At 68.5% G+C, this 20,148-nt stretch carries 17 protein-coding genes; 13 read left to right on the top strand and 4 right to left on the bottom strand.

Going from position 1 to position 20,148, the window contains the following annotated elements:
- Positions 1 to 3: 3 nt before the first annotated feature.
- From ACIQJ5_RS04535 to ACIQJ5_RS04565, 7 genes are all read left to right on the top strand, one after another.
- Positions 4 to 558, top strand: a complete 555-nt coding sequence (locus tag ACIQJ5_RS04535) for a F0F1 ATP synthase subunit B (protein WP_231092736.1) — start codon at positions 4 to 6, stop codon at positions 556 to 558.
- Positions 558 to 1,346: a F0F1 ATP synthase subunit delta gene (locus ACIQJ5_RS04540; protein WP_231092737.1), complete on the top strand. Its 789-nt coding sequence runs from the start codon at positions 558 to 560 to the stop codon at positions 1,344 to 1,346. Before ACIQJ5_RS04535 ends, ACIQJ5_RS04540 begins: the two co-directional genes overlap by 1 nt.
- A gap of 63 nt (positions 1,347 to 1,409) precedes the next feature.
- Positions 1,410 to 3,053, top strand: a complete 1,644-nt coding sequence (gene atpA / locus ACIQJ5_RS04545; RefSeq protein ID WP_231092738.1) for a F0F1 ATP synthase subunit alpha — start codon at positions 1,410 to 1,412, stop codon at positions 3,051 to 3,053.
- Between the two features lie 21 nt (positions 3,054 to 3,074).
- A complete protein-coding gene (locus ACIQJ5_RS04550) occupies positions 3,075 to 3,971 on the top strand; it encodes a F0F1 ATP synthase subunit gamma (protein ID WP_231092739.1) in 897 nt (298 codons plus the stop codon).
- A gap of 24 nt (positions 3,972 to 3,995) precedes the next feature.
- Positions 3,996 to 5,444: a F0F1 ATP synthase subunit beta gene (gene atpD, locus ACIQJ5_RS04555; RefSeq protein WP_231092740.1), complete on the top strand. Its 1,449-nt coding sequence runs from the start codon at positions 3,996 to 3,998 to the stop codon at positions 5,442 to 5,444.
- A gap of 2 nt (positions 5,445 to 5,446) precedes the next feature.
- Positions 5,447 to 5,707 carry a F0F1 ATP synthase subunit epsilon gene (locus tag ACIQJ5_RS04560; RefSeq protein WP_231092741.1) on the top strand — a complete coding sequence of 87 codons (261 nt, stop codon included), beginning with the start codon at positions 5,447 to 5,449 and terminating at the stop codon, positions 5,705 to 5,707.
- 101 nt (positions 5,708 to 5,808) lie between these two features.
- Positions 5,809 to 6,555: a YaaA family protein gene (locus ACIQJ5_RS04565; RefSeq protein WP_231091329.1), complete on the top strand. Its 747-nt coding sequence runs from the start codon at positions 5,809 to 5,811 to the stop codon at positions 6,553 to 6,555.
- Between the two features lie 58 nt (positions 6,556 to 6,613).
- Here the strand turns inward: ACIQJ5_RS04565 and ACIQJ5_RS04570 are convergent, their stop codons facing one another.
- Positions 6,614 to 7,399, bottom strand: coding sequence for a DUF4870 domain-containing protein (locus ACIQJ5_RS04570; RefSeq protein ID WP_231089503.1), 786 nt, complete (start codon positions 7,397 to 7,399; stop codon positions 6,614 to 6,616).
- 296 nt (positions 7,400 to 7,695) lie between these two features.
- Between ACIQJ5_RS04570 and ACIQJ5_RS04575 the strand changes: the two genes are divergently transcribed.
- A complete protein-coding gene (locus ACIQJ5_RS04575) occupies positions 7,696 to 8,451 on the top strand; it encodes a PP2C family serine/threonine-protein phosphatase (RefSeq protein WP_231091330.1) in 756 nt (251 codons plus the stop codon).
- A gap of 273 nt (positions 8,452 to 8,724) precedes the next feature.
- Positions 8,725 to 11,520, top strand: a complete 2,796-nt coding sequence (locus ACIQJ5_RS04580) for an FtsK/SpoIIIE domain-containing protein (RefSeq protein WP_402841338.1) — start codon at positions 8,725 to 8,727, stop codon at positions 11,518 to 11,520.
- A gap of 43 nt (positions 11,521 to 11,563) precedes the next feature.
- Here ACIQJ5_RS04580 and ACIQJ5_RS04585 read toward each other — a convergent pair whose 3' ends face one another.
- A complete protein-coding gene (locus ACIQJ5_RS04585; RefSeq protein WP_402842044.1) occupies positions 11,564 to 12,559 on the bottom strand; it encodes an asparaginase in 996 nt (331 codons plus the stop codon).
- Between the two features lie 76 nt (positions 12,560 to 12,635).
- Between ACIQJ5_RS04585 and ACIQJ5_RS04590 the strand changes: the two genes are divergently transcribed.
- The gene (locus ACIQJ5_RS04590) at positions 12,636 to 13,100 is read left to right on the top strand and encodes an OsmC family protein (protein ID WP_231089505.1); all 465 of its coding nucleotides are present in this window, start codon (positions 12,636 to 12,638) and stop codon (positions 13,098 to 13,100) included.
- A gap of 600 nt (positions 13,101 to 13,700) precedes the next feature.
- On the opposite strand, the gene ACIQJ5_RS04595 is transcribed toward ACIQJ5_RS04590, so the two are convergent.
- The gene (locus ACIQJ5_RS04595) at positions 13,701 to 14,420 is read right to left on the bottom strand and encodes a 1-acyl-sn-glycerol-3-phosphate acyltransferase (RefSeq protein WP_231091332.1); all 720 of its coding nucleotides are present in this window, start codon (positions 14,418 to 14,420) and stop codon (positions 13,701 to 13,703) included.
- Positions 14,421 to 14,642: 222 nt separating this feature from the next.
- On the opposite strand from ACIQJ5_RS04595, the gene ACIQJ5_RS04600 reads away from it, so the two are divergent.
- On the top strand, positions 14,643 to 15,605 hold the full coding sequence (locus tag ACIQJ5_RS04600) for an FKBP-type peptidyl-prolyl cis-trans isomerase (RefSeq protein WP_402841343.1): 963 nt from the start codon (positions 14,643 to 14,645) through the stop codon (positions 15,603 to 15,605).
- 87 nt (positions 15,606 to 15,692) lie between these two features.
- A complete protein-coding gene (dxr, locus tag ACIQJ5_RS04605) occupies positions 15,693 to 16,775 on the top strand; it encodes a 1-deoxy-D-xylulose-5-phosphate reductoisomerase (protein ID WP_402841346.1) in 1,083 nt (360 codons plus the stop codon).
- A 69-nt stretch (positions 16,776 to 16,844) separates the two neighbouring features.
- Here dxr and ACIQJ5_RS04610 read toward each other — a convergent pair whose 3' ends face one another.
- Complete coding sequence (locus tag ACIQJ5_RS04610) at positions 16,845 to 18,467, bottom strand: Mur ligase family protein (RefSeq protein ID WP_231089508.1); 1,623 nt, start codon at positions 18,465 to 18,467, stop codon at positions 16,845 to 16,847.
- Positions 18,468 to 18,629: 162 nt separating this feature from the next.
- Between ACIQJ5_RS04610 and ACIQJ5_RS04615 the strand changes: the two genes are divergently transcribed.
- Entirely contained in the window at positions 18,630 to 19,955 is a 1,326-nt protein-coding gene (locus tag ACIQJ5_RS04615; protein ID WP_402841350.1) for a M50 family metallopeptidase, read from the top strand.
- Positions 19,956 to 20,148: the final 193 nt, after the last annotated feature.

Below are 20,148 nucleotides of genomic sequence, written 5' to 3' on the forward strand. Positions count from 1 at the left end.
AGGATGCTGAACGCTCTTGTCACTGCCGCAGGCGGCGGGGAGGAGACTCCGAACCCGCTGTTCCCGGCGATCTACGACATCGTCTGGTCGGCGGTCTGCTTCGTGGTCATCCTGCTGGTCGTGTGGAAGGTCGCCCTTCCGAAGGTCACGAAGATGCTCGACGAGCGCTCCGCAGCCATCGAGGGCAACATTGCCAAGGCTGACGAGGCCCAGAAGCAGGCCGAGGCCGCTCTCGCGGAGTACACCGCGCAGCTGGCCGAGGCACGCAAGGAGGCCGGTACGATCCGCGACGCCGCCCGTGAGGACGGCAAGAAGATCGTCGCCGAGGCGAAGGAAGCCGCGACCGCCGAGGCCGCACGCATCCAGACCGCTGCCTCCACGCAGATCGAGGCCGAGCGTCAGGCCGCCTTCGTCTCCCTGCGTGGAGAGGTCGGCACGCTGGCCCTCAGCCTTGCAGGCAACGTGATCGGCGAGTCGCTGAACGACGACAAGAAGGCCACGGCCGTCGTCGACCGCTTCCTCGCGGACCTCGAGGCTTCCGAGAAGGCGAACCACTGATGGGCAGCGCGACCACTCAGGCACTCGCGGCGTCGGTGAAGGCGCTCGACGCGCACACGCTCGACCTCGCCACCGCACGCGACCTGTTCGCAGCCGCGCGTGCGGTGAGCGAGTCGACGCAGCTCGCCGGTGCGCTGTCCGATTCCGCAGCCCCCGTGGCCGCGCGTGAACAGGTCGTGAAGGCCGTCTTCGGCTCGGCGCTCGGCGCCGTGGCCGTGGACGTCCTCACCACCGTCGCCGCACAGCGCTGGTCCGATGCCGCCGGTCTCGCCGACGGCATCGAGGAGCTCGCGATCCGCGCCGCCTCGGCCGCGGATGCGAACGCCGACATCGAGGGGGAGCTGTTCGGCTTCTCTCGCACCATCGCTCAGAACCCTGATCTGGAGCTGGCTCTCGGCAGCCGTCTGGGTCAGTCTGCGGCGAAGGGAGCCCTCGTCGAGAAGCTGATCGGCGCAGCCGCTTCCCCCGCCACGACGCTCATCGTCTCCTCGCTCGTGCAGCTCCCCCGGGAGCGGCGCGTTCGTCAGCTGCTGAACCGGGCGATGGACATCGTCTCGGCACAGCGCGGCCGCACGGTCGCAACGGTGGTTTCGGCCTCCCCGCTGAACGACGAGCAGAGCAAGCGCCTCACCGCGGCGCTGGCAGCCAAGTACGGCTCCGGCGTCACGCTCAACACGGTCATCGACCCCACGGTCGTCGGAGGACTGCGCGTGCAGATCGCCGACGACGTGATCGACGGATCGATCTCGTCGCGTCTGGCCGACGTGCGCCACAAGCTGATCGGCTGACACCAGACTTTCCCGCACCAGCGGAGAACTTCGGGGCAGGGCCCCACTGAACGAAGGAACACAATGGCAGATCTCTCTATCAGCCCCGATGTCATCCGTGACGCGCTGAAGGACTTCGTCGCCGCTTACGAGACCCCTGGCGCCTCCGCGACCGAGGTCGGCACCGTCATCGACGCTGCTGACGGCATCGCGCACGTCGAGGGCCTCCCGGGCGTGATGGCCAACGAGCTCGTCCGCTTCGCCGACGGCACCCTGGGCCTGGCCCAGAACCTCGACGAGCACGAGATCGGCGTCGTCGTCCTGGGCGAGTTCTCGGGCATCGAGGCCGGTCAGGAAGTCACCCGCACGGGCGAGGTCCTCTCGGTCCCGGTGGGCGACGGCTACCTCGGTCGCGTCGTGGACGCGCTCGGCAACCCGATCGACGGTCTCGGCGAGATCGGCTCGATCGAGGGTCGCCGTGCTCTCGAGCTCCAGGCCCCCGGCGTCATGCAGCGCAAGTCGGTGCACGAGCCCATGCAGACCGGTATGAAGGCCATCGACGCGATGATCCCCGTCGGTCGTGGTCAGCGTCAGCTGATCATCGGTGACCGCCAGACCGGCAAGACGGCCATCGCGATCGACACGATCATCAATCAGAAGGCCAACTGGGAGTCGGGCGACGTCAACAAGCAGGTTCGCTGCATCTACGTCGCCATCGGCCAGAAGGGCTCGACCATCGCTTCGGTGAAGGGCGCGCTCGAAGAGGCCGGCGCGCTGGAGTACACGACGATCGTCGCTGCTCCCGCCTCGGACCCCGCGGGCTTCAAGTACCTCGCCCCCTACACCGGCTCGGCCATCGGCCAGCACTGGATGTACGGCGGCAAGCACGTCCTCATCGTGTTCGACGACCTGTCCAAGCAGGCTGAGGCGTACCGCGCCGTTTCGCTGCTGCTTCGCCGTCCGCCGGGACGTGAGGCTTACCCGGGTGACGTCTTCTACCTGCACTCGCGTCTGCTCGAGCGGTGCGCGAAGCTCTCCGACGAGCTGGGTGCGGGATCGATGACGGGTCTGCCGATCATCGAGACCAAGGCGAACGACGTCTCCGCCTACATCCCGACCAACGTGATCTCCATCACCGACGGCCAGATCTTCCTGCAGTCCGACCTGTTCAACGCCAACCAGCGTCCGGCCGTCGACGTGGGTATCTCGGTCTCGCGAGTCGGTGGTGACGCGCAGGTCAAGTCCATCAAGAAGGTCTCCGGCACCTTGAAGCTGGAGCTGGCCCAGTACCGCTCGCTCGAGGCGTTCGCGATGTTCGCGTCCGACCTCGACCAGGCGTCGCGTCGTCAGCTCGAGCGTGGTGCCCGCCTCACCGAGCTGCTCAAGCAGCCGCAGTACTCGCCGTACCCGGTGGAGGAGCAGGTCGTCTCGATCTGGGCCGGCACCAACGGCAAGCTCGACACCATCGCCGTCGAGGACGTGCTGCCGTTCGAGCGCGAGCTGCTGGACTACGTCGGCCGCAACACCGAGATCCTGACGCGCCTGCGCGAGACCAACGTGCTGGATGACGACACCATCGCCGAGCTGAACGATGTCACCGACAAGTTCATCCTCGAGTTCAACGGCGGCAAGGGCCGTGCGATCGACGCCCTCGGCAACGAGAGCGTGGACGCAGCCGCTGCCGATGACGTCACGCAGGAGAAGATCGTCAAGGGTCGTCGGGCGTAATCGCCTGACAGAGAGACACTCATGGGCGCACAACTCCGGGTCTACAAGCAGAAGATTCAGTCTGCTCAGACCACCAAGAAGATCACGAAGGCGATGGAACTCATCGCGGCTTCGCGAATCCAGAAGGCGATGGCGCGTGTGCACGCGGCATCTCCCTTCTCGCGTGCCGTGACGCGTGCCGTGTCCGCCGTCGCGACGTACTCCAATGTCGATCACCCGCTCACGACCGAGCCCGAGCAGATCCGCCGTTCCGCGGTCGTGATCTTCGCCGCGGACCGCGGTCTCGCGGGTGCCTTCAACTCCCAGATCCTCCGTGAGGGTCTGGAGGTTGCTGAGCTGCTGCGCAGCGAAGGCAAGGAGGTCGTCTTCTACCTCGTCGGGCGCAAGGCGGTCGGCTACTTCCAGTTCCGGAAGCTGGCCGCCGCCGGCGAGTGGATCGGTGACACCGATTCGCCCGCGTTCTCGACGGCTGAGGACATCGCCAACACCCTGCTGGACGCGTTCCGTACGGACTACGCGGACGGCGGCGTGGAGGAGATCCACCTCGTCTACAACCGGTTCGTCAGCATGATGACCCAGGAGCCCGAGAGCGTTCGCCTGCTTCCGCTGGAGATCACCGAGGCCGATGCCGCCGACGTGTCCTCCTCGCAGGTGTACCCGCTCTACGAGTTCGAGCCGGACGCCGAGACGGTGCTGGACGCGATCCTGCCGGTGTACATCCAGTCCCGCATCTTCAACGCCCTGCTGCAGTCGGCTGCCTCCAAGCACGCCGCCACGCAGAAGGCGATGAAGTCGGCCTCGGACAACGCCGACAAGCTCATCACCGACTACACGCGCCTGCGCAACAACGCGCGCCAGGCCGAGATCACGCAGCAGATCGCCGAGATCGTCGGCGGCGCGGACGCTCTGGCGTCCTAAGACCTCATCACGAAAGAGAAGACCATGACTGACACCGCCACGGCAGCTCAGACTGCGGTCGTCGGGCGCGTCGCACGCGTCACGGGGCCCGTCGTCGACATCGAGTTCCCGCACGACGCGATTCCGGACATCTACAACGCACTGAAGACGACCATCGTCATCGGTGACGAGTCGACCGAGATCACCCTCGAGGTCGCACAGCACCTCGGCGACGACCTCGTTCGCGCCATCTCGCTGAAGCCCACCGACGGCATGATCCGCGGCCAGGAGGTGCGCGACACCGGTGAGCCGATCATGGTTCCCGTCGGTGACGTCACCAAGGGCAAGGTCTTCAACGCCACCGGTGACGTTCTCAACCTCGAGCCCGGCGAGACCATCGAGGTCACCGAGCGCTGGCCGATCCACCGCAAGGCTCCGAACTTCGACCAGCTCGAGTCGAAGACCACCATGTTCGAGACGGGCATCAAGGTCATCGACCTGCTGACCCCGTACGTGCAGGGTGGAAAGATCGGTCTGTTCGGTGGTGCCGGCGTCGGCAAGACCGTTCTGATCCAGGAGATGATCCAGCGCGTCGCTCAGGACCACGGTGGTGTGTCGGTGTTCGCCGGTGTCGGCGAGCGCACCCGTGAGGGCAACGACCTGATCCACGAGATGGAAGAAGCGGGCGTCTTCGACAAGACCGCCCTTGTCTTCGGCCAGATGGACGAGCCGCCGGGGACGCGTCTTCGCGTCGCGCTGTCTGCTCTGACCATGGCGGAGTACTTCCGCGATGTCCAGAACCAGGACGTGCTGCTGTTCATCGACAACATCTTCCGCTTCACGCAGGCCGGTTCCGAGGTGTCGACCCTGCTGGGCCGTATGCCTTCGGCCGTGGGTTACCAGCCGAACCTCGCCGACGAGATGGGTGTGCTCCAGGAGCGCATTACCTCGACGCGTGGTCACTCGATCACCTCGCTGCAGGCGATCTACGTGCCGGCCGATGACTACACCGACCCGGCTCCGGCGACCACCTTCGCCCACCTCGACGCCACCACCGAGCTTTCGCGTGAGATCGCGTCGAAGGGTCTGTACCCGGCCGTGGACCCGCTGACCTCGACGTCGCGTATCCTCGACCCGCGTTACATCGGTGCCGACCACTACCGCGTGGCCAACGCCGTGAAGCAGATCCTGCAGAAGAACAAGGAACTCCAGGAGATCATCGCCATCCTCGGTGTTGACGAGCTCTCCGAAGAGGACAAGATCGTCGTGGCTCGCGCCCGTCGTATCCAGCAGTTCCTCTCGCAGAACACCTACATGGCGAAGAAGTTCACCGGTGTCGAGGGCTCGACGGTTCCGATCAAGGAGACCATCGAGTCGTTCGACGCCATCGTCAAGGGCGACTTCGACCACGTGGCCGAGCAGGCCTTCTTCAACGTCGGTGGCATCTCCGACGTCGAAGAGCAGTGGGCGAAGATCCAGAAGGAGAACGCCTGATCATGGCGCTGCACGTGACCCTCGTCTCCGCAGAGTCGGAGATCTGGACGGGAGACGCCTCGCTGGTCGTGGCCAAGACCGTCGAAGGCGAGATCGGTTTCATGTCCGGTCACGAGCCGGTGCTGGCCATCCTCGCGGAGGGTCAGGTGCGCATCACCACCACTGACGGCAGCAAGGTCATCGCTTCGGCGAAGGACGGCTTCCTGTCGATGGAGGGATCGGACCTCACCATCGTGGCGGGCAACGCCGCACTGGTCGCCTGATCGGCTCTCGCTGAATCGACCATTCGAAGCGCGCCGGCAGCCCTCGGGTTGCCGGCGCGCTTCGTCGTGTGATGACCTCGGTGTCATCGGGAAAGGACATCGTGCTGGTTCTTCTGCCACCGTCCGAGACCAAGCGTCCCGGCGGATCGGGCGCGCCGCTGGACCTCACCCGGCTTGCGCTCGGTGCCCTCCAGCCACAGCGGGAGCGGACCGTCGACGCCCTCGTCGCGCTGTCCGCGGACCCGGACGAGGCCGCCCGCGTGCTCAAGCTCAGCGAGCGCCAGCGTAGCGACATCGCCGTCAACGCGGCGCTGCGGGAGTCTCCGACACTGCCCGCAGTGGATCGATACACCGGAGTCCTCTTCGATGCGCTGGCGGCCGGGGAGCTGGACCGGACCGCTCGTCGGTGGCTCGGTGCACACGTGATGATCCACAGCGCGCCGTTCGGGCCCGTGGGCGCTCTGGACGCGATCCCCGCGTACCGCCTCGCTGCCGGCACATCTCTTCCGGCGCTCGGTCCGCTCAAGCGTCTGTGGGGGTCGGCGGTCTCCGCCGCTGTCGCCGTTCATGCCCCGGCCTTTGTCCTGGATCTGCGGTCGGAGGCCTACGCGGCCCTGGGGCCGATTCCCGCGGAGGTTCCCCACGCCTATGTGCGCGTGGTGACCGCGGGGGAGGACGGCACGGTCCGCGCCCTGAATCACTTCAACAAGCATGCGAAGGGGGAGCTGGTACGCCGGCTGGCCGAGGACCGGCCCCGGGTGCGCTCGCGTGACGGTCTGCTGCGATGGGCAGCTGGGGCAGGCGTGCTCTTGCGGGAACGCAACACCGAACTGGAACTCGTCGTCTGAACTCCGCGGACGCAGAAGGGGCCGGAGCAGATGCTCCGGCCCCTTCTTCTCGTCACGCTTACTTGATGAAGCGGAAGTTCACGGGGTAGCGGTAGCTGCCGCCGCTGTTGACCTTGAGCGCGGCGATGATGCAGAACACCACGTTCGCGACCCAGAGGAGCCAGGGCAGATTGCTGACCAGGCCTGCGACGCCCCAGGCGCCAGTCGACCAGAGGATCGCCGACAGGATGGCGGCGACGATGGCCACAGCGACCTGGCCGATGATGACGGTGATCTGCCAGTTCACCGCCTCCTTGCCCTCGACGCTCGTGCGGGGACCGCGATCCTTGCCGATGAGCCAGATGATGAGCGGCGGGATGATCGACAGGATGCCGCTGAGGTGCGCCCACATCGCCATCGTCTGATCCTGCTGGGGCGTGTAGGGGGCATTGCCCCCCGCGGCGTACTGGGGCTGGCCATATCCAGGCTGAGGCGCGCCGTACTGAGGGGCCTGCGGGGCGCCGTACTGCGGTGCGCCCGGCTGAGGAGCCTGAGGTGCGCCGTACTGGGGTGCCTGGGGTGCGCCGTACTGGGGTGCCTGGGGTGCGCCGTACTGGGGTGCCTGCGGTGCGCCGTACTGGGGCGCCTGAGGAGCGCCGTACTGGGGCGCGCCCGGCTGCGGAGCCTGGGGAGCGCCGTACTGCGGCGCAGCGGGGGCCTCGTACTGCGGGGGCTGCGGCTGTCCGCCGTTCGGGTCGTAGGCACCGGGCTGCGGCTGACCCGCTGCCGGGTCCTGAGCCGGCGGCTGCGGAGCGCCGTAGGGCTCCTGGGGCTGCTGCGGCTGTGAGCCGTTCGGATCGCTCATGTGGGGCCTTCCTTCTGTTTCGTTCCGCGCAGAAAATCAGGCGGGGCGCGGAATGCGAGGTCCGCAAGCAATAAAGGTAGTATGCACACCCCCGCGAGGCAACGAGGGACACCGCAATTGTCGTTCTCGGCGCCGTCTGCGCACACGCGCTGAACGGGGGATGCGATTCCCGCAGACTCGTGGCGCGCGCGGGAGGATGTCGCCCTCGTCTACTAGGATGAATCACAGCCTCGATGCGAGGTGTCAGAACCTGAGGGAGGCCCGGCGTGACGGAGCGCGGCACGACCGAATCCCTCGTGGTCGCGTTGCCGAGCGGTGATGACGTCACGCTCACCTGGTACGGCGCCACTGACACGGGTCGGCGGCGGGAGGTCAACCAGGACGCGTTCCTCACGAGCTACCCGCTGTTCGTCGTGGCAGACGGCATGGGCGGGCACATCGGCGGCGAGATCGCGAGCGCCAGCACGGTGGAGCGACTGCGCGCGATGGTGGAAAAGGGCAAGGTCACCGCGAAGGCCATCGAACGCTCACTGACGCGCGCCGTGGCAGACATCATGTCGCATCCGGAGACCACCGACGAAGGCACCGGAACGACGCTGACCGGTCTCTACCTCGATACGGACGCTGCGCGCGAATCGTGGGTGACCCTCAACATCGGCGACTCTCGTGTGTACCTGCTGCGAGACGATCAGCTTGACCAGCTCACCACGGACCATTCCGTGGTTCAGGAACTCATTGCCGCCGGACGACTCAGTCCGGAAGAGGCGGAGAACCACCCCTACGGCAACGTCATCACCCGAGCCGTCGGCCCCAGCGACAAGGTCGTCCCCGACTACGTGCGCGTGGAGATCTGCGACGGCGACCGCTTCGTCGTGTGCTCGGACGGGCTCACCAAAGAGCTCACCGACTACGGCATCCAGCACTTCCTCAATGCCAACCCCGACCCACGCGATGCGGTCGAAGCGATGATGCAGGCGGCACTGGAGAACGGTGGCCGGGACAACGTGACCATCATCGTGCTGGACGTCGCCCGAACGCCCTCCTCGCACTGACACCGTCACTCCGGCATCTCGTCGCCGTACGAGCATGAGGGGCTGAACGGGCGGTGGGCTTCCTCCCCAGCGCCCCAGCGTCGGAATGTCATCCCGATCGCCGGTGAGCGGCGCACGTCCGCCGCAGCGATCCGCCATCGTCGGGGGATGAGCTTCCTCCTCGCCGCGCAGACATCCCCCGGGGATGAGCCAGTCGCGCTGCCGCCCGCCCCATCGCCACAGCCGCGCGCACCTCTGCCCCTGGTGGCGGCCGTGGTACCTATTGTCGGAGCGATGGGCATGTGGCTGATGACGGGCTCCGCTCTCATGCTGTGGTTCGCGGCGCTCGGGCCGCTGATGCTCGCCGCGGGGCTCGCGGATCGCGCTCGAGGGCAGAGGCGGGAGAGCCGACGCGAGCGCGCCGCTTTCCTCTCGGCTGTCGACGCCGCCGCAGACACCGTCGCAGAACAGCATGCGCGGGAGCGCCGTGCCCGGTGGGCGGCGCATCCGAGTTCAGCGGACCTGCTCGCTGCGCCCGAGACCATCTGGCGCGCCCACCCGCAGAGGGACGGTACGGTGACTCTCGGCAGCGGAACGGTGGACGTGGCGAGCACCATCGGGCGGGGCGACGATCGACCGGAGGTGCGAGAGCTGCGTGCCCGGGCGCAGTCCCTTGCCCGGTCACCGGTCGCGATACCCCTGAACGGGGACATTTGTGTGCGCGGCAACCCGGTCGCCGCGGCGGCGGTGGCCCGGGCGATCGTGCTGCAGGCCTGCCTGCTTCATCCGCCGGGGCGCTGGCAGGTGCTCGCGCGGGGAGAGGCGTGGGCGTGCGACCTTCCCCACGCCCTCGGCGCCGCCGACGCGCGAACGCTGGCGCTCGTCGGGCCGGCGGATCCTCGTCCACCGGCCGACGTGACCATCAGCTGGGTGGATCGCCAGAGCAGCGTTCCCACCGGCACGCCGACGGTGATCGAGCTGCAGGACGCGTTGAACGCCGTCGTCGGCCACGGCGCTGTCAGCGTCCCGCTGCGATGCGAAGCGGTCTCCGAGGCCCAGGCCGTCAGCACCGCGCACTCGCTGCGGGACCGGGCTCGCAGCGAGGCGTCCTCCGAGGATCCGTTCGTGCGCTTCGCGGAGCTGGGCGATGCCGAGGGTGAGCTCGCGGCCTGCATCGGCAGATCGGCGGGACAGGATGCCTCGCTGGACATCGTGACGGACGGTCCGCACGCGGTGGTGGTGGGTACGACGGGCGCGGGCAAGAGTGAGTTCCTCATCACCTGGGTCGCGGGTCTCTGCCGCGCGTCCTCTCCGCAGGCCGTGCAGTTGCTGCTCGCGGACTTCAAGGGCGGGACCGCGTTCGAGCCGCTCGCGGTGCTTCCTCACGTCGTGGGTGTGCTGACGGATCTCGACGGCGAACTCGCCGAACGCGCCGTCCGCTCGCTCGTGGCGGAGATCCGACGCCGGGAGGCGGTGATCGCTGCGGCCGGGGCGCGAGACATCGGCGACAGCCGCGTGGAACTGCCGCGCCTCGTCATCGTGGTGGACGAGTTCCCCGCGCTCATCGCGCAGCACCCCGAGGTCGAACCCGTCTTCACCGATATCGCCGCTCGCGGCCGGGCGCTCGGCATGCACCTCGTGATCGGTGCGCAGCGAGTGGCCGGAGTGGTGCGCGATGCCACCCTCGCCAACTGTCCGCTCCGCATCGCCCTGCGCGTGTCGAGCGAGCAGGACAGCCGCGCCGTGATCGGTGAGGACAGCGCCGCGCGTATCCCCGGGGGGCCGGACGGACGCGGTCTGGCGTATGTGCGCCGCAGTGGAGACGCCGTCCCGGTGCGCACCCGCATCGCGCTGACGTCGCCCGCCGATCTCGATCGGCTTGCCAGCACGCCCCAGGGTGAACGCCCCCATGCACGGCCCTGGCTGCCTCCGCTGCCGGAGCACATCGCCGTCAGCGACGCCGATGCTCTCATCGGGAGCGAGGCGTCCGGCCACGCGGGCCACCTCCTCATCGCTGTGGCAGACGACCCCGATCACCAGCGGCGACTGCCGGTGTGGTTGCGTGTCGGCGAGCGGGGACTCGTGCTGCTGGGGAAGGCACGGTCGGGCAAGACGACGTTCGTCGACCTCGTGGACGCCGATGTGGCGCACACGCTCCGGATCCCATCCGAGCCCGAGGCGGCGTGGGACGCCCTCGCGCGCTGGGAGGCGGACTCTCCCGAGCTCGTGCTCGTTGATGACCTGGACGTGCTTCTCACGATGTGGCCCGAGCCCTGGGCGGGGGACGCCGCGGCCCGTGTCGAGAGCCTGGTGCGCCGGGCCGGGATGACGGGCACGACGGTGGTGGTCACCGCGCAGCGCGCTTCCGGCCCGTGCGCTCGCATCATCGACCTCATTCCCCGGCGCGCCGTTCTCGCCCAGGCCAATCGATCCGACCATCTGCTGGCTGGCGGGGAATCATCCGGCTTTCGCCACAACCGACCTCCTGGACGGGCCACGCTCGATGGAATGGAGGTGCAGTTGCTGTGCCGTGACGACACCGAGCCGGATCGCCGAGTCGAGCGGGCTGCGGCACCACCGGTGAGTGCCGTTGATGTGGGTGAGCGTGGACCCGGTCCGGTGCGGCCCCGGACGGGCGGCGAGCTGCGGTCGCCCGGGCGAGAGCACCCGGGGAACACCTCGAACCCGCGGCCAGGACGACACGACTCCGCCGTGCAGCCCGGGGCCCCTGCGCGATGGCGGCCCGGAGGAGCGGACATCCTCACCGGGGTCGTGCTGCGCGGTTCGGCCGAGCGTCATCGTCACCTGGAGCGGATCTGGGCGGCGACACTCCTGTGCGTGTCCGAGGTCCCCGCCACCGACCTGGACCCACCGCGCGGAGTCGTGCTGGTGGGAGACCCCGAGCAGTGGCAGCGCGCGTGGCGGCTTCTCGAGGCCGTGCGGCGGGAGGGGGAGCTGGTGATCGCGGCGGAGTGCTCGGGCGATGTGCGCACGCTGACGGGCGACCGCTCCCTGCCGCCGTTCGCGCTCCCCGGGCGTGCCTGGCTCTGTCGTATGGGCGGCGCGCTGACGCGGGTCTCGTGGGAATGAGGGGATTCAGCGGTGCCGCGACCCGCCTGTGGCCGAGCGAGGATCAGAGATGAACTGTGGAGCGGATCCTGCCCACCGGGCGCCCGCCGCCGCGCACATCCAGTCCGAGGACGGAATCCGCCTCAGCCACCTGTGCCGCAGAGAGCGCCCCCGCCTGGCCGAGCAGATGCACGGCGACGGTATGCCCGACGCGCGTCGAGCCATCCAGGGTCTTCACGACGACGGTGGTCCCGTCAGCGGCGACCATGGTCTGCACGCCCTCGGCCCCGAACTTGGAGTAAATCCCGAGCTTCTCGACGAGTGCGCTGTCGGGTCGTCCCGGACCCTCGATGGTCCATGGGTTCTCGCGTACCGCTCGCATGAGTTCGCCCGCGAGACGGTACAGCGCGAACGGCGATCGTTCCGACGCCGTGCCGACCCGCTGAATCGCACGAGCGAGCCCCGCGATGGTCATCGCGTACACGGGAGCCCCGCATCCGTCGATCGTGGTGATCTGCATCTTCTCACCGACAAAGCGCTCGATCACGTCACGCGTGTGCGCCTGCAGCGGATGTGCGGGGTCGGTATAGCCGGCGCTCTCCCATCCCGATGCCCGGCAGGCGAGCAGCATGGCGGCATGCTTGCCGGAGCACGCCATCCGCAGGGGAGAGATGTCCTCGCCGTGGCGGATCATGTTGTCGCGTGTGGCGTTGTCGGCGGGCCACGACGGCGGGCACTCCAGTGCGGAGGGCGAAAATCCGCCACCTCGCAGCATCTCCGTCACCACTTCGACGTGCAGGTCGGTTCCGACGTGACTGGCGGTGGAGATCGCGAGCTGTTCGCCGGCCAGGTGAGCGCCGGCGGTGAGAGAACCCAGCGCCTGCAGAGGCTTCAGGGTCGAGCGCGGCAGGATGAGCGCGTCCGAGGGGCCGAACGAGGCGCGCACCTCGCCGTCCGGGGAGAGCACGATCGCCGCGCCGGCGTGCCGTGACTCCACGAATCCGTTGCGATCCACCACGGCCAGCTCGACCGCATCCTGCACACCGAAGGTTTCCATCACCGTCACCGTCCCAGCCTAGCGGCGCACGGCAGCGCTTCCGCGGCGTGCGCAACCGTCGGCGTGAGAGACTGCCAGCATGAGCGAGCACGAGTACCGTCAGAACGCGGAGTGGACCGGGAACACCGGAACGGGAACCACGGGCTACCGGGACTACGAGCGCTCCGTGACCGTCCGCGTGGACGGGAAAGCAGATCTGCTCGCCTCCGCGGACAAGCCTTTCCGCGGCGATCCGCAGCGGTGGAACCCGGAAGACCTGCTGCTGTCATCGCTGGTCTCCTGCCATCTGCTCAGCTACCTGCACGCCTGCGTCCTCGCCGGGGTGGTCGTGGTGGCGTATACGGACGACGCTTCGGGCACGATGGTGACCGAGGGCAACGGCGGACGCTTCACCGAGGTCGTGCTCCGCCCGCGTGTGACCGTGCGCGATGCCGACATGGTCGAGCGCGCCGCAGCCGCCCATCACGATGCGCACGAATGGTGCTTCATCGCGAACTCGGTGAACTTCCCCGTTCGCGTCGAACCGGAGATCGTCGTCGCCTGACGGAGCGAATCGCCACCGCCTCGCGACGCCTGGTCGCCGCCCCTCGCGGGATCAGCAGCGCGGGTGTGGCTGGTGTCCGCCGCCGGCATGGCCGCCGCGGGTCGTGTGTCGGCGCGGGTCGAGTGTCGGCTCCGGTCCTGTATCGGTTCCGGTGCTGTGTCGGTTCCGGTCGTGTGTCGGTTCCGGTCGTGTGTCGCGCGGGCTCGTGAAGAAGTTTGGCTCGCGAGTTGGCGCGGCTGGTGACTCAGCATCGCTCGTGTATCGGCACTGTTCGTGAGCCGGCGTCGTTCGTGTGTCGGGACTGTTCGTGAATCAGCACCGCTCGTGTGTCGGGACTGTTCGTGACTCAGCACCGCTCGTATGTCGGCACTGTTCGTGGCTCAGCACCGCTCGTATGTCGGCACTGTTCGTGACTCAGCACCGCTCGTGTATGGGGACTGTTCGTGGGTCGGGTCGTTGGTGGGTCGGCAACGTTCGTGAATCACCACAGTGGTGAGTCAGCGCCGGTCGTATGTCGGTGCCGGCATGTCGCTCAGCGCGGCTCGTGGCTCAGCGCGGCTCATGGCTCAGCGCGGCGCGTGACTCAGCCCGGCTTGTGACTCAGCGTCGCTCGTGGGGGAGGACCTGCTTGATGCGCTCGATCGGGTTCTGCGCCGGGGCCTCGTTGTACACGCCAGCCAGCTCCTGGCCGGACAGGGCGTGGATCGCCGCCATGATCTCATCCGTGGCGAGGCGACGCGCACGCCCCGAGTCGGCGGCACCGTGACGGGTGACGTCGATCGGCTCGCCGAAGCGCACCGTGATCCGCTCCTTGCGGGAGGGGAACTTCGCTCCCTTCGGCAGGGCCTTGTCCGTCCCGATGAGGCCGACCGGGACCACAGGCGCGCCGGTCTGCAGAGCCAGGAAGGCGACACCCGTGCGCCCCTTGTACAGGCGCCCGTCCAGCGAACGCGTACCCTCCGGATAGAGGGCGACCGCACGGCCCTGGTCGAGGATCTGTCGCTGCTGATCCAGCGCGTCCAGCGCCGCCTGGCCCGCGCCGCGTCGCACGGGGATGGCCCCGATGGAGGTGAAGAACGTGCGTGATGCCCACCCGCCGAATCCCGTGCCGTCGAAGTAACTCGACTTGGCGAGGAAGTGGACGGGGCGTGGAGCGGCGACCGGAATGGCGATCGAGTCGATGAACGAAAGATGGTTGCTCGCCAGGATCACACCGCCCGAGCGCGGAATGTTCTCGCGACCCTCGATGCGCGGCCGATAGATGAGCCGCGCGATGGGGCCGATGGCCAGCCGCCCGAGGAAGTACGCACCCCGGTTCATGGTGCCGGCAGAGTCCGTGCGGGTGTCGACTACGGGCGCGTCGGCGTTCTCGGACTCGTGAGAGGTCATTGGGAGATTTTAACGCGGCGCGCATTCCGAAGCAGGCATGCCCCGTTGCCCGCGCGCGTCCCGACAGGGGCTGCTCGAAGCCCGGAGCTCTCAGCAGATCCGTATGGGGATGCGCGAGAATGGGGAATCCGTCCGAACAAGAGAGGTGCCTTCGTGCGCTCACGCCGCCTGTTCCCCCTGATCGCCCTCGGCCTCGCGGCCCTCGCGCTGACGTCCTGTGCGGGAACGTCCACGCCCGGCGCCAGTTCGTCCGCCTCCGCCTCGTCGACGGCCTCCGCCGGGACCGCCGCCGCTACCGACGTCTGCGAGCAGCCTGCGGCCGAAGGCGACATCTCGAAGTCCGTCACGGTCACCGGCGACGACCTCGCCGCCGCCCCCACCATCACGATCGGTGATGCGACCGTTCCCACCGAGATCCAGCGCACGGTCGCCGTCGCGGGCACCGGCGACAAGCTCGCCGACGGCGACTATGTGAACTATGCCGTCACGATGTTCGATGCGGCGGGCAAGCAGACCTCGGACCAGGGCCACGACGGCACCGGCCTGAACGAGCAGCTCACGTCCACCACCGGCATCGGCCAGATCTTCGGCTGCGCGACGGTCGGCAGCCGCATCGTGATCACCGCGCCGCAGCAGGACGGCTCCGCCGGCTACTGGGTGTTCGATGTGCTCGGTGCTACTCCCGGCGCCCAGTGGTGCACCGTCTCGGAGGAGCCCGGGAAGCTGCCTGAGGTGGCATTCGATTCTGCCGGCAAGCCCACCATCACCATCCCGGCCGGCACCGCCGCACCCACCGAGGTGGAGCTGAGCGTGCTCACCGAGGGCGACGGCGACGTCGTCGGCGAGGGCGACAGCGTGACGGTCGACTACACCGGTGTGAAGTGGTCGGACGGCACCACCTTCGACAGCAGCTGGGACCGCGGCGAGCCCGCGACCTTCGCCACCACGGGCGTGGTCACCGGATTCAAGCGCGCATTGGAGGGCCAGAAGGTCGGCTCCACCGTGCTCGTCGCAATGCCGCCCAAGTGCGGCTACGCCGGAACCGGCAACGAGCTCGCGAACGAGACCCTCGTGTTCGTGGTGAAGATCGAGTCCGCCACCCCTGCGGCGGGCTGATCGGCATCTTCCGTGAGAGCGCGCCGTCCCGGTCGGGGGCGGCGCGCTTCTCGTGGGGCGGGTGGCGTGCCTCGTTAGGCTGAGGACATGCGTCGTATCCTCATACTCGGCTCCACCGGCTCGATCGGCACGCAGGCACTGGATGTGATCCGGGCCAACCCCGGACGATTCGAGGTCGCGGGGCTCGCGGCCGGGACGAATCGGGAGGCCGTCGCGGCGCAGGCGGCCGAGTTCCATGTCGAGCACACCGCGATGGGTGCCGTGGAGGCCGAGCAACTGGTGCGCGATGTCGAGGCGGACGTCGTGCTCAACGGCATCACCGGCTCGGTTGGCCTGGGACCGACGCTCGCGGCGCTGGAGAGCGGGCGAACGCTGGCGCTGGCCAACAAGGAGTCTCTGATCGTCGGCGGCGAACTGGTCACCTCCATCGCCGAGCCGGGACAGATCGTCCCGGTCGACTCGGAGCACTCTGCGCTTGCCCAGGCCCTGCGCTCGGGTACGTCCGCGGAGGTCAGGCGCCTGGTCGTCACGGCCTCCGGCGGCCCGTTTCGCGGCCGCGATCGGGCTTCACTCGCGGACGTGACCCCCGCCGAGGCGCTGGCGCACCCCACCTGGGACATGGGTCGTGTCGTCACGACGAATTCCGCGACCCTGGTGAACAAGGGTCTGGAGGTGATCGAGGCGCACCTGCTCTTCGACATCCCCTACGACCGGATCGACGTGGTGGTGCACCCGCAGTCGGTCGTCCACTCGATGGTCGAATTCATCGACGGCTCCACGATCGCGCAGGCCTCGCCGCCCGACATGCGCCTGCCGATCTCGCTCGGCCTCGACTGGCCGCACCGCATCGGGGGAGTCGGTCAGCCGCTGGATTGGACCACCGCGACGAGCTGGACGTTCGAACCGCTCGATGACGACGCGTTTCCGGCGGTGCGGCTGGCCAAGCGGGTCGGTCGCGCCGGGGGCACCTTCCCCGCCGTCTTCAACGCCGCCAATGAGCAGGCCGTCGATGCGTTTCACGAGGGTCGGTTGCCGTTCCTCGGCATCGTCGAGCTGATCGACCGGGTCGTGGATGCGCATGATGCCCCGGCGGCGCTCACGCGTGAGTCGCTGGCGGAGGCGGAGGCCTGGGCCCGCCGGACAGCGGATGCCCTCATCGCGAACGCATAGTCAGTTTCATTGCGCTCACTTGGCTCCTTCCGCGCCGGGATAGGAGCCAACTGCGCGCAATGAAACGGGTCAGTCGGTGTACGGCACCGGCCAGCGCGGCGCGGGGACCGGCCAGCCGGCATCGCGCAGGGCGCGGCGCGCGAGCTCGCGCGCGGAGTACGGGGTTCGGACCCCGCGGATGTCGCGGTAATCCTGATGACCGGGACCGGCCCACAGGATCGCGTCGCCCTCGCCGACCAGCTTGACGGCCTCCACGATCGCCGTCTCGGGCGGTGAGAACTCGTGGATCTCGGCGTCCGGCTGTGCGAGCCGGGCCCCTTCGATCAGGGTGCGGCGAATGCCGCTCGGCTCCTCGAAGCGCGGGTGGTGGTCGGTGATCACCAGGATGTCGCTGCCCAGCACACCGGCGCGTCCCATGTCGTGACGCTTGGTGGCGTCACGGTCCCCGTCGGCGCCGAACAGCATCAGCACCTTTCCGGGCGTGACGCGCCGCACGGCCGCGAGAGTCTTCTCGAAGGCATCGGGGGAGTGCCCGAAGTCGACGTAGACGGCCGGACCACGCTCTCCCGAGACCAGCTCGGTGCGGCCGGGAAGGTACGCGGTGACACCGCCGTCACGATCGAGCGCTGCAACGATGCGATCCCAGTCGTAGCCGCCCTCCAGCAGCATCACGATCGCGAGACCGGCGTTGGCGGCCATGTGGGGGCCGATCACGGGAACCACGGTGGTGAGGCTGCGCCCGTCACGCGCGGTGAGGGTGAAGCGGGTGCCGGACTGGCGCTCCTCGACGATGTCCACCACCCAGTCGGCGGCGCGTGCCGCCTCGGGATCGGGAGCGATCAGGGGGGTGCCGATGGTGACCACCGGAACCCCGGCGCGCTTGACCACCTGCGCTCCCGCGGCGGAATCCAGGCTCACGACCGCGCGACGGGAACGCTCCGGCGTGAACAGCGGCAGCTTCGCCTCGAAGTACTCGGCCATGTCTGCGTAGTCGTCGAGGTGGTCGTGCGTGAGGTTCGTGAAGCCCGCGACATCGAACATGAGCCCGTCGACGCGGTGCCGGCTGAGCGCCTGCGCACTGACCTCCACGGCCACGGCCTCCACATGACGCTCACGCATCAGCGCCAGCAGCGCATGGAACTCGCTGGCCTCGGGCGTCGTGAGGCGGGAGACGATGACCTGTCCGGCGATGTGCCGCTCGGCGGTCGAGGACAGACCCGTGGTGACACCGATCTGGCGGAGGATGCCCTCCAGCAGGTGCGACACACTCGTCTTGCCGTTCGTCCCCGTGGTCCCGAACAGGAGGGGGAGCTCGTCGTCGGCACCGGTGGAATACACCCACGCCGACAGTGCGCCGAGCGTGCCGCGAGGATCGTCGACGACAACGATCGGAAGGCCCGCATCGGCGGCGATCGCCGCACCTTCCTCGTCGGTGATGATCGCGACGGCGCCCTTCTCCGCTGCGATGGGAGCGAACTCCGCACCGTGCCGGTTGACGCCGCGAATCGCCACGAAGGCCTCGCCGGGGCGGAGATCGGCGGTGGCGAGGGTGATACCGGTGAGGACCACATCCGCGACGTCTCCGCGAGTGCCGACGCCGAAGCGGTCGGCGAGCTCGCGCAGGGCGCGGTGCGGCGGGTTCTCCGGGCGGAGGACCGGCGGAAGGTTCGGGGTGGAAATGTCGCTGCTCATGGCTCATCCATCATTCCACGCGGGCGCGTTTCGCGAGGCGGCGCGCCCGATGCGAGACGCATCCTGCACCGAGGCACACACCGCTCAGCACGGTGTCGTGAGCTGCGGGCGTCGGGTGGATTCATGAGCCAACTCAAAGGCAGCGGGCGGTAGCCTCCACATGTGAGCGTCGTCTACTTCATCATCGGTATGGCCGTGATCCTCGTGGGGCTGGCCGTGTCGATCGCGCTGCACGAGATCGGCCACCTCGCCCCCGCGAAGCTCTTCAAGGTGCGCGTCGGTCAGTACATGATCGGATTCGGGCCGACCATCTGGTCGCGCCGCTTCGGTGAGACCGAGTACGGTTTCAAGCTGCTGCCCCTCGGTGGCTACATCTCGATGGCCGGAATGTATCCGCCTTCTCCGAAGGGAAGCCGGGCGGGGCGGGCCGGTGCCGGCTTCTTCGCCACCATGGTGCAGGATGCCCGCGCAGCCAATGACGAGACGCTCGACGGCTCCGAAGACCGCACCTTCTATGCGCTTGCGACCTGGAAGCGCATCATCGTGATGCTCGGCGGTCCGGTGATGAACCTCATCCTCGCGATCGTGCTGTTCACCATCGTGTTCAGCGGGTTCGGTGTGCAGACGGCCACCACGACCCTCGCGAGCGTCAGCCAGTGCGTCCAGCAGTCGGATGTCGCCGGAAACACCTGCGCACCCAGCGACCCGGTCGCCCCGGCGGCGCAGGCTGGCCTCCAGCCGGGCGACACCATCCTCGCCATCGGCGGCACCGCCGTGCACGAGTTCTCGGACGTGTCTGCGATCATCGCCGCATCGGCGGGCAAGCAGCTCGACGTCGAGATCCGCCGGGACGGCGCCGAGCAGACGGTCCAGCTCACGCCGCTGCTCACGGAGCGGCCCGTGGTGGGATCCGACGGCAACGTCGAGACCAACACCGATGGCACCACGAAGACGCAGCCCGCGGGCTTCATCGGCGTGGTGGCCCAGACCGCGATGGTGCCGCAGCCGCTGTGGGCGGGCCCGCAGCAGGCGATGAACAACGTCGGCGCGGTCGCGGGGGTCATGGTCCAGCTGCCGCAGAAGCTCTACGGCACCGCGGTATCGCTCTTCACCGGCGCCGAGCGCGACCCGGACGGGCCGATATCGCCCGTCGGGGTCGGCGTCATCGCCGGCGAGGTCGCCGCATCTGACGCGCCGCTGGCCAGTCGCGTGGCGGGCATGCTCAGCCTGGTCGCCTCACTGAACGTCGCGCTGTTCGTCTTCAACCTCATCCCCCTGCTCCCGCTCGACGGCGGCCACGTGGCCGTTGCTCTCTGGGACGGTCTCAAGCGCACGTGGGCGAAGCTGCTGCGCCGCCCGGCACCGAAGCCGGTCGATGCCACCAAACTTGTTCCGGTGACGTTCGTCGTCGTGGTGTTCCTGATTGCGATGGGTGCGCTGCTGGTCGTCACCGATGTGGTGAACCCGATCAGCATCCTCGGAGGCTGAGGCTCCCACCCACTCGGCGCCTGGTGCGTGGCCCGGGGCGCGGCCAGGGCGGTGTGCGGCCCGTGCTGTGGTCTCACCATCCGCGCCGAGCAGTCATCCGCTCGACAATTCCTGAGACCGGTCGGGGCTCCGGTCTCACTTTCGGTACCACCATCCGGTCGGCGGTGCGGATTGTGAGACCCATGCGACGGGG

The organism is Microbacterium sp. GXS0129 (assembly GCF_044769785.1).
GTDB classification, from domain to species: domain Bacteria; phylum Actinomycetota; class Actinomycetes; order Actinomycetales; family Microbacteriaceae; genus Microbacterium; species Microbacterium nymphoidis.

What these genes read in the sequence shown, in the direction of transcription:
- ACIQJ5_RS04535 (WP_231092736.1), top strand. Translation starts at nt 4, where the DNA reads ATGCTGAACGCTCTTGTCACTGCCGCAGGCGGCGGGGAGGAGACTCCG.
- ACIQJ5_RS04540 (WP_231092737.1), top strand. Translation starts at nt 558, where the DNA reads ATGGGCAGCGCGACCACTCAGGCACTCGCGGCGTCGGTGAAGGCGCTC.
- atpA (WP_231092738.1), top strand. Translation starts at nt 1,410, where the DNA reads ATGGCAGATCTCTCTATCAGCCCCGATGTCATCCGTGACGCGCTGAAG.
- ACIQJ5_RS04550 (WP_231092739.1), top strand. Translation starts at nt 3,075, where the DNA reads ATGGGCGCACAACTCCGGGTCTACAAGCAGAAGATTCAGTCTGCTCAG.
- atpD (WP_231092740.1), top strand. Translation starts at nt 3,996, where the DNA reads ATGACTGACACCGCCACGGCAGCTCAGACTGCGGTCGTCGGGCGCGTC.
- ACIQJ5_RS04560 (WP_231092741.1), top strand. Translation starts at nt 5,447, where the DNA reads ATGGCGCTGCACGTGACCCTCGTCTCCGCAGAGTCGGAGATCTGGACG.
- ACIQJ5_RS04570 (WP_231089503.1), bottom strand. Translation starts at nt 7,399, where the DNA reads ATGAGCGATCCGAACGGCTCACAGCCGCAGCAGCCCCAGGAGCCCTAC.
- ACIQJ5_RS04580 (WP_402841338.1), top strand. Translation starts at nt 8,725, where the DNA reads ATGGGCATGTGGCTGATGACGGGCTCCGCTCTCATGCTGTGGTTCGCG.
- ACIQJ5_RS04590 (WP_231089505.1), top strand. Translation starts at nt 12,636, where the DNA reads ATGAGCGAGCACGAGTACCGTCAGAACGCGGAGTGGACCGGGAACACC.
- ACIQJ5_RS04595 (WP_231091332.1), bottom strand. Translation starts at nt 14,420, where the DNA reads ATGAACCGGGGTGCGTACTTCCTCGGGCGGCTGGCCATCGGCCCCATC.
- dxr (WP_402841346.1), top strand. Translation starts at nt 15,693, where the DNA reads ATGCGTCGTATCCTCATACTCGGCTCCACCGGCTCGATCGGCACGCAG.
- ACIQJ5_RS04610 (WP_231089508.1), bottom strand. Translation starts at nt 18,467, where the DNA reads ATGAGCAGCGACATTTCCACCCCGAACCTTCCGCCGGTCCTCCGCCCG.